This window comes from Bradyrhizobium sp. STM 3809 (assembly GCF_000239795.1).
Taxonomy (GTDB): domain Bacteria; phylum Pseudomonadota; class Alphaproteobacteria; order Rhizobiales; family Xanthobacteraceae; genus Bradyrhizobium.
Genome location: NZ_CAFJ01000542.1, coordinates 1 through 7,491, shown reverse-complemented (window position 1 = coordinate 7,491; position 7,491 = coordinate 1). Strand labels below are relative to the sequence as shown.

The following is a 7,491-nucleotide window of genomic DNA, read 5'->3' as shown; positions in this document are numbered from 1 at the left end:
TGCTGATCGACGAGATTGACAAGTCGGATGCCGAGTTCGAGTCGCTGCTGCTGGAGATCCTCTCCGACTTTCAGGTCACGATCCCCGAGCTCGGCAGCATCGCCGCTGCGAAGGCGCCGACCGTGATCCTGACCTCCAACTCCGAGCGCAATCTCGGCGACGCCTTGAAGCGGCGCTGCCTGCACCTGCATATCGGCTTCCCCGAGCAGCGGCTGGAGGAGCGCATCGTCGAGAGCCGCGTGCCCGGCATCTCGCAGACCCTGCGGCGGCAGCTCGTCGCGTTCATCCATGACATCCGCTCGCTCGACCTGAAGAAGCAGCCCTCGGTCAGCGAGACCATCGACTGGGCGCGCGTGCTGGTGCTGCTGCAGGCCGCCGAGCTCGGCCACGAGGTGGTGAAGGATACGCTGAACGTGCTGCTGAAATACGAGTCCGACATCGAGGTGGCGCTGCCGCAGGTGACGAGTTTCGTCGCCAAGGCGCAGCGCCAGAACATCTTCGGATAGGCGCCATGCAGGAGAACCTGCATCGGTTCTTCCGGGCGGCACGCGGCGCCGGCGTCCACGTCTCGCCGGCCGAGAGTATCGATGCGATGCGCGCGGTCGCGAGCGTCGGTGTCGCCGACCGCGCGATCCTGCGCGACACGATGCTGCTGACGCTCGCCAAGAGCGAGGACGAGAAGAAGGCGCTCGGCGCCTGCTTCGATCTGTTCTTCGCCCATGTCGATCCGACGCAGGCCGAGGCGAAGGATGAGGCGTCGCAAGACGCGGCGTCGAGCGAGCCCCACGCTGCGCCAGCGTCGGGACAGCAAAGCGGCGGCGAGGCCAGCACCGAACTAGGCCCTCTCGCCCAGATGCTGCTGGCGCAGAACACCGCCGACATCTCGGCCGCGATCGCCAACGCCTCCGGCGCCGTCGGCCTGTCCGAGATCCGCTACTTCACCCAGCGCGGCCTGTTCTCCAGCCGCATGCTGGAGACGATGGGCATCCAGCGGCTGCGCGACGATCTCGACACGCTGACGGAGACCAACCCGGCGCTCGCCGAGCGGCTGCAGGCCGGCCTCGAGGCCTTGCGCGACACCGTGCGCGACGCGGTCGCGCAGGCGCTGGCGCTGTACGGCCGCGAGGAAACCGAGAACCTGCGCCACGAGATCCTGCGCAATGCGCAGCTGTCGCGGATCGAGCCGCGCCAGATCGCGGAGATGCGGGCGCTGATCCGGCAGATCGCCCGCCGGCTGCGCGAGCGCTACAGCAAGCCGCGCAAGCGCCAGCGGCGCGGCCATCTCGACGTTCGCCGCACCCTCCGCCGCAACGCCGCGTGGGGCAGCGTGCCCTTCCTCACCGCCTGGAAGCGGAAGCACCGCGACCGCCCGAAGATTGTCGCGCTGTGCGACGTCTCCGGCTCGGTCGCGCGCGTGTCCGACTTCTTCCTGCTCCTGATCCACAGCCTGCACGACGTCGTCAGCGACGTCCGCTCGTTCGCCTTCTCCGGCCATCTGATCGAGGTCAGCGAGATCCTGGAGCAGAAGCCGGCCGAGGAGGCCATGGCCGAGATCATGCACAAGGTCGGCTTCGGCTCGTCCGACTACGGCTCCTCGCTGGTCGATTTCGAGAAGCAGTTCATGGCGTCGGTGACGCCGCAGACCACCGTGATCGTGCTGGGCGATGCCCGAAGCAACAAGCTCGACCCGCGCGCGGATATCCTGAAAGCCATCTCCGAACGCGCCAAGCGCGTCGTCTGGCTCAACCCCGAGGGCCGCATGACATGGGGTTGGGGCGATTCAGAGATGCCGCGCTACCAGACCTTCTGCAACGTAGTGCGCCCGTGTGCCACGGCCCAGCAACTGGAGCGCGCCGTGAGCGACATCGTATCGTCGTATCGATAGGCCGCTGCCCTCTCCACGCGTCATTGCGAGCGCAGCGAAGCAATCCAGGGCCGAGTGCGCGACCCTGGATTGCTTCGTCGCTGCGCTCCTCGCAATGACGCCGGAGTTCGTAGCCGGAGTTCGTAGGTTGGGCAAAGCCGTCGGGCGGCGCAAGCCGCGCGAGGGCGTGCCCACCGGCGGACGATCCGCGAAGGACGGTGGGCACGGCGCGATCAGACAGTGCTCATAAACAACCACGACACGGGCGCGCCTTGCCCGCCCTACGCACCAAGACCGGAGCTACCGTCCTGCCGCCGCTCGCTTCAGCAACGCTGCGCGCTGCTGGTCCGTAAAACTCACGCCCGACTTCTTCTCGACCACCTTCACCGCCCACGACCGCATCGGATCATCATCCACCCGCGCCGGCTCGCGCAGGATGGCGACGCCGATCTCCAGCATCTTGGCGTCGGCCTGATGCTCGATGCCGCCTCCGGAGCTCGCCAGCGCGAAAGCGCCGGCCGCGGCGCCGATGGCGGCGGCCAGCGCCGTCGTCACGAAGAGTTTCCAGTCCAACTCCGCCCCCTGCTCTCACCGCCCTTGCGCGGCCACGTTCGAACAGATTGTTGTCTACGGCATGGCGATCCCGAGTCCGTCGTTCGGCGAGAGCTTCATCTGGCCACCACAATCGTGCGATCCGCGAATGGTGCGGCTCGTCATCTGTGACATGCTGCGTGACTGCCCGTCGCGTTACCTTGTCGCAGCACGAGAGCCTTGTGCCGTCGGGCAAATCAGCACGATGCTTGCGCCCAACCTGCCTCGTCGAAGAGGGGCGTACGCGTCGTCACGATACGTGGGGCAGGCTGCGGTGGACGTCGTGCATCATGCGCATCTCGCGCGGACGAGTGGTGCGAGGCGTCCGGTGAAGTCGTGATGTCCTGACACCCCGAAGCTGGTGTCCAGCGCAGGGCGCAAGCCTTGTCGCGACATGGTGGCCAACAAGCCCGGCGCACCAGGGAGACCACGTATAAGCCGACAAAACATCGCGCAGGGAAGGCCGGCATGTTCGGCCCACCTGTGGTTCCTGCCCCGTGCATTTTCATTCGCACGGGGGCCGCGGGTGTGGTGAACACCCGGCCTTCCCTGCGCCCTCGACATGTGAAGAGGGGGATCGACCAGCAAAGCTCGGACGCATCAGCGTCGCGAGACTGCAGATGCTCACGCCCGATCGACGTGAAGAACGCCTGAGGAGAAGCGGATGCACGCGCCCGCGCGCAATCGCGATTTAGCCCGGCGAGGCTCGATCCGATCGGCCCGTCACCGCCGCGACAGGTCCGCATCCACGAACAGACGCTGATGGGCCGCGATCGCCAGATTCGCCATCCTCAGCCGGTTGGTCTGGCCGCGATCCACCATGCGCGAGATCTCGGCGGCCAGGAACTGATAGGTCTCGAACTCATCGCGGACGGCGCCGGTGCGCCAGAGGAAGTCGAGCGCGATGTCGTAGGCCTCGGCGGCCGCGGGCTGTCGGAAGTCACTGAAGATCAAGCGTGCCATAGAGGAGAAGGCGCGGAGGCGGGTGTGGTTCCTATGGCGGGACATCATCTCGCGACCTCCGTGCCGGCGCGGCCCTCAGCGCGGCACCACCGCAGTGGCCTCGATCTCCACCCGCGCGGCCTTCTCGACCAGCCTGACGACCTGCACCAGCGCCATGGCTGGATAGTGGCTGCCGAAGATCTCGCGGTAGATCCGGCCGAGTTCCTTGAGGTTGCCGAGATACTCGTCCATATCGACGACATACCAGGTGAGCCGCACCAGATGCTCCGGCCGCGCGTCGCCCTCCGCCAGAATCGCGGCGATGTTCTGCAGGGCCTGCCGGACCTGCGCCACAAAACCCTCGGCGAGCTTCTCCTCAGCATCCCAGCCGATCACGCCGCCGGTGACGACGATGCGGCCCTCGGCGCTGATGCCGTTGGCATAGCCCTTCGGCATCGGCCAGCCGCTCGGCTGCAGCACGCGCAGGCTCGAATCGTCCCGCTTCACCACGGCGAGCGTGGGCGCTTTGGTCGTGCTCACGAACGTCTCTCCTTATCCTTGCGACGCAGCCGGGCCCGACGCGACGGCGGCCTGCGCGATCTGCCGCAGGGCGAAGCGCTTCAGCTTGCCGGTCTCGGTCTTGGGCAGTTGCGTGACGAACTCGATCGCGCGCGGATATTTATAGGGCGCAATCTCGCGTTTGACATGTTCCTGCAATTCGGCGACCAGCGCGCTGTTGCCTTCGGTGCCCGGCGCCAGCACGACATAGGCCTTCACGACCATGCCGCGGGCCTCGTCGGGCGCACCGACCACGCCGCATTCGGCAACGGCCGGATGGGTCAGAAGCGCCGCCTCGACGTCGGTGCCGGCGATGTTGTAGCCCGACGACACGATCATGTCGTCGGAGCGCGACTGGTACCAGAAGTAGCCGTCATCATCCATCACATAGGTGTCGCCGGTGACGTTCCAGCCGTTCTGGACATATTTGCGCTGGCGCTCGTCGGCAAGATAGCGGCAGCCGGTCGGGCCGCGCACCGCGAGCCGCCCCATCGTGCCCGGCGGCACGTCACGGCCCTCGTCGTCGACGATCTTGGCCTCATAGCCCGGCACCGGCTTGCCGGTGGCGCCGGGACGGATCTCGTCCTCGATCGCGCTGATGAAGATGTGCAGCATCTCGGTCGAGCCGATGCCGTCCATCAGCTTGAGACCGGTCGCCTTGAGCCAGGCGTCGAAGGTCGGCTTCGGCAAGGTCTCGCCGGCGGAGACGCATTTGCGCAGCGAGGAGATGTCGCGCCCGGCGAGCTTGCCCAGCATGGCGCGGTAGGCGGTCGGCGCGGTGAAGCAGATCGTCGCCTTGTAGCGCTCGATCGCGGCGAGCAGATCGTCCGGCGCGGTCTTTTCCAGCACGACATAGGAGGCGCCGATATGCATCGGAAACAGCACGCCGCCGAAGCCGAAGGTGAAGGCGAGCGGCGCGGTGCCGATGAAACGGTCACCCTGGCTGGCGCGCAGCACATTGCGGGCGTAGCCGTCGCACACCGCGAGCATGTCGCGGTGGAAATGCATCGTGCCCTTGGGATCGCCGGTCGTGCCCGAGGTGAAGGCGATCAGGCACAGGTCGTCGGAAGCCGTATCGACTGCAGTGAAGTCGGGGCTCGCATCCGCAATCAGCGCTTCCAGCGCATCGGGCTGGCCGTTGCCCCAGTACACGACCTGCTTGAGCGCCGGCGCCACCGCACGGGTCTTTTCCATCTCGTCGGCCAGCTTGCCGTCGCACAGGGCGAGTGCGATCTGCGCCTTCTGGATCGGGTAGGACAACTCCTTCGCGCGCAGCAGCGGCATGGTCGCGACCACGATGCCACCGGCCTTGATCGCGGCGAGATAGGTCGCGACCATCATCGGATTGTTGGCGGACCGCAGCAGCACGCGGCCGCCGGGCACCAGGCCGAGCTTGCCGACGAGGACGTTGGCGATCTTGTTCACCAGCGCCTGCAGCTCACGATAGGTGTAGCTGACGTCGGTGCTGATGATGCAGGGCGCGTCGCCCCATCCCTCTTCCACCCAGCGGTCGAGGAAATGCGTCACGCAGTTCAGCCGCGGCGGATACTGGAATTCGGGGCGGCTGAACACGAAATCGGGCCACAGCTCGCGCGGCGGCAGATTGTCCTGGGCAAAGGTGTCGACGTGGGCGCTGTGCGCATGCGCGCTGGCGCTCTCCGGCTGCTGAACCTTGGCGGCAGTGGCCATCACACGCTCCTGTCTCATAGGGAAGGATGCCCGGCACGTTTCAGTCCTAAACATTTTAGACTTAAAACATCTGGACGCAAGAGCGGAAGAGGGCCGAAGCGAGCCGAAGATTGTGCACTGCCCGCAAATTGTTTAAGCGTTTGCCCTGCGCCGCGGCCTGCGGCGAGTTGTCAGGCCGGCATCAGTCCTGCCGGCGCTGCACGGCTTTCTGCGCCGAGCCCTTGGTCTTGGCGAGCAGCCGCATCAGTTCGCGCACGTCCTTCTCGGTGAGATCGCCGAAGATGTCCGCGATCCAGGTCTCATGCTCCGCTGCCATCTTGCGGAATTCGGCACGGCCGAGCTTGGTCAGCCGGATCACCTGGACGCGGCGGTCGGTGTCGGAGGTGCGGCGATCGAGATGGCCGGATTCGACGAGGCGTTCAACCAGACCGGTGACATTGCCGTTCGACACCATCATGCGCTTGGAGACGTCGGACAGGGTCATGCCGTCGGGCGCCTTGTCGAGCTGCGCCATCAGGTCGAAGCGCGGCAGGGTCACGTCGAAGCGCTCGCGCAACCGGCTGCGGATCTCGCCCTCGATCAGCGTCGTGCAGGTGAGCAGACGCAGCCACAGCCGCAGCTCATCGGCATGGTCCTCGGGCAGCTCGACGGCCTTGGTCTCGGAATCAAGCGTCATGACGGAATCACTTGGCGCGTTCAGCCTCATCGGGCGAGGCTCATGAGTTTGACCTTTGGGCCCTGTTGGGAGCAAGGAAAAACGTACCGGCATTTGCGCCGGGCGATCAGGACGGCAATTCCTTTAACCTTCAAGCAATTGGCGCGACGCTTGCATACGGTCGAAACTGCCCTTTCCGCAAGCAGCTCGCTTGCGGCTGGGGCCGTCATCGGACTAGGCTTGGGACCAAGCTGCGGTCTGACCCATCAATCGGTCAGGTGCAAGAAACATAAACCTGAATTTCCGCATCCCGGGGGAGTTGTCATGAAAGTGAGTTCGAAGCTGGCCGGTCTTGGTGCCGGCCTTGGCATTGCCGCGAGCCTGTTCGCCCAGCCGGCGCTGGCCGCCGACAAGATCAAGATCGGCGTCATCGTGACCCTGTCCGGGCCGGCCGCCGCGCTCGGCGGGCAGGTCCGCGACGGCTTCAACCTCGCGATCAAGGACCTCGGCGGCAAGATGGGCGGCAAGGACGTCGAGGTCGTCGTCGCCGACGACGAGCTCAAGCCGGACGCCGCGATCACCAAGGCCAAGGGCCTGCTCGAGCGCGACAAGGTCGACTTCGTCGTCGGCCCGATCTTCTCCAACATGCTGCAGGCGATCCACCGCCCGATCACCGAGAACAAGACCTTCCTGATCAGCCCGAATGCCGGTCCGTCCAGCTACGCCGGCAAGGAGTGCAGCCCGTTCTTCTACGTGACCTCGTACCAGAACGACCAGGTCCACGCGGTGCTCGGCAAGGTCGCGCAGGACCGCGGCTACAAGAAGATGTATCTTCTGGTGCCGAATTATCAGGCTGGTCGCGACAGCGTCGCCGGCTTCAAGCTCGACTACAAGGGCGAGATCGTCGAGGAGTCCTATGTTCCGCTGAACACGCTCGACTTCCAGCCCGAGCTGTCCAAGATCTCCGCGCAGAAGCCGGATGCCGTGTTCACCTTCATGCCCGGCGGCATGGGCGTGAACCTGGTCAAGCAGTTCAAGCAGGCAGGCCTCGCCGACACCGTTCCGGTGCTCTCGGCCTTCACCGTCGACGAATCCACCCTGCCCGCGCAGCAGGATGCCGCGGTCGGCATGTTCGGCGGCGCCAACTGGGCGCCCAATTTCGACAACCCGCAGAGCAAGAAGTTCGTCGCCG

The 7,491-nt window shown here is 65.9% G+C and carries 8 protein-coding genes; 3 read left to right on the top strand and 5 right to left on the bottom strand.

The annotated features are described in order from the left end of the window. On the top strand, window positions 1-506 hold a 506-nt coding region (locus BRAS3809_RS24820), incomplete at its 5' end, for an AAA family ATPase (protein WP_035658299.1). A 5-nt stretch (window positions 507-511) separates the two neighbouring features. Continuing rightward, the gene (locus tag BRAS3809_RS24815; protein WP_008964778.1) at window positions 512-1,885 is read left to right on the top strand and encodes a vWA domain-containing protein; all 1,374 of its coding nucleotides are present in this window, start codon (window positions 512-514) and stop codon (window positions 1,883-1,885) included. Window positions 1,886-2,164: 279 nt separating this feature from the next. On the opposite strand, the gene BRAS3809_RS24810 is transcribed toward BRAS3809_RS24815, so the two are convergent. The 5 genes from BRAS3809_RS24810 to BRAS3809_RS24790 form a co-directional block, all read right to left on the bottom strand. Beyond that, window positions 2,165-2,437, bottom strand: a complete 273-nt coding sequence (locus BRAS3809_RS24810) for a hypothetical protein (protein ID WP_035658294.1) — start codon at window positions 2,435-2,437, stop codon at window positions 2,165-2,167. A gap of 741 nt (window positions 2,438-3,178) precedes the next feature. Further along, a complete protein-coding gene (locus BRAS3809_RS24805; protein WP_008964776.1) occupies window positions 3,179-3,409 on the bottom strand; it encodes a hypothetical protein in 231 nt (76 codons plus the stop codon). An 84-nt stretch (window positions 3,410-3,493) separates the two neighbouring features. Further along, complete coding sequence (locus BRAS3809_RS24800) at window positions 3,494-3,937, bottom strand: RidA family protein (protein WP_008964775.1); 444 nt, start codon at window positions 3,935-3,937, stop codon at window positions 3,494-3,496. A gap of 12 nt (window positions 3,938-3,949) precedes the next feature. Then, window positions 3,950-5,644 carry a benzoate-CoA ligase family protein gene (locus tag BRAS3809_RS24795; RefSeq protein WP_008964774.1) on the bottom strand — a complete coding sequence of 565 codons (1,695 nt, stop codon included), beginning with the start codon at window positions 5,642-5,644 and terminating at the stop codon, window positions 3,950-3,952. 181 nt (window positions 5,645-5,825) lie between these two features. Then, window positions 5,826-6,320, bottom strand: a complete 495-nt coding sequence (locus BRAS3809_RS24790; RefSeq protein WP_008964773.1) for a MarR family winged helix-turn-helix transcriptional regulator — start codon at window positions 6,318-6,320, stop codon at window positions 5,826-5,828. 303 nt (window positions 6,321-6,623) lie between these two features. On the opposite strand from BRAS3809_RS24790, the gene BRAS3809_RS24785 reads away from it, so the two are divergent. Continuing rightward, window positions 6,624-7,491: ABC transporter substrate-binding protein (locus tag BRAS3809_RS24785; protein ID WP_035658290.1), on the top strand; the 868-nt coding region annotated here is incomplete at its 3' end.